Below are 1244 nucleotides of genomic sequence, written 5' to 3'. Positions count from 1 at the left end.
GAGTACGAGCAGGTCGAAGTCCCCGACGAGGGGGAGAAGGTCACGTACGACGAGGACGCCGAGGAACTCGTCGTCCCCGACAACCCCATCGTCCCCGTCATCTACGGGGACGGGATCGGGAAGGACGTCGCGCCCGTCGCGCAGCAGGTCCTCGACGCCGCCGCCGACGCGACCGGTCGCGAGATCAACTGGATGCGCGTCTACGCCGGCGAGAGCGCGCGGGAGCAGTACGACGAGAACCTCCCCGACGACACCGTCAACGCCCTGCGCGAGTTCCGCACCTCCATCAAGGGTCCGCTGACGACGCCCGTCGGCGCCGGCTTCCGCAGCCTGAACGTCGCGCTCCGCAAGAAGCTCGACCTCTACACGAACATGCGCCCGACCTACTACCTCGACGGCGTCCCCTCCCCCGTGAGCGACCCCGAGGAGATGGACATGGTCAACTTCCGCGAGAACACGGAGGACGTCTACGCCGGCATCGAGTGGGAGGCCGGCACCGACGAGGCCGAGCAGGTACGGGAGTTCGTCGAGGACGAGATGGGCTTCGACTCCACGATCCACGACGGTCCCGTCGGCATCGGCGTCAAGCCCATCAGCGAATTCGGCACGAAGCGCCTCGTCCGGCAGGCCATCGAGTACGCCATCGAGAACGACCGTGACTCCGTCACGCTCGTCCACAAGGGCAACATCATGAAGTTCACCGAGGGCGCCTTCCGCGACTGGGGCTACGAGATTGCCGCCGAGGAGTTCGATGAGGAGACCATCGACGAGGACACCCTCTGGGAGGAGTACGACGGCGACGCCCCCGAGGACACGGTCGTCGTCAAGGACCGCATCGCGGACAACATGCTCCAGCAGCTCCTCACGCGCACGTCCAACTACGACGTGCTCGCGATGCCGAACCTCAACGGCGACTACCTCAGCGACGCCGCGGGCGCCCAAATCGGCGGTCTCGGCATCGCGCCCGGCGCCAACCTCGGCGACGGCCGCGTCCTCGCGGAGCCGGTCCACGGCAGCGCGCCCAAGCACGCCGGCAAGGACAAGGCGAACCCGAGCGCGATGATCCTCTCCGGGAAGATCCTCCTCGAACAGCTCGGCTGGGACGACGCCGCGGACCTCGTCCACGACGCCGTCGAAGCCCAGATCTCCGAGCACCGCGTCACCTACGACCTCGAACGGCAGGTCGAGGGCGGCGTCAAGCTCGCCGCCTCCGAGTACGGCGAGGAGATCGTCGAGCGTATCGA

Annotated in this window: 1 protein-coding gene; it reads left to right on the top strand. The window is 67.6% G+C overall.

Annotated features, from left to right (window positions below; translation table 11 throughout):
* The coding region (gene icd, locus AOZ13_RS13580) for an isocitrate dehydrogenase (NADP(+)) (RefSeq protein WP_049934146.1) at positions 1 to 1244 on the top strand (1244 nt) is incomplete at both ends.

The organism is Halarchaeum acidiphilum MH1-52-1 (assembly GCF_000474235.1).
Taxonomy (GTDB): domain Archaea; phylum Halobacteriota; class Halobacteria; order Halobacteriales; family Halobacteriaceae; genus Halarchaeum; species Halarchaeum acidiphilum.
This window is presented reverse-complemented; position numbering and strand designations above follow the sequence as displayed.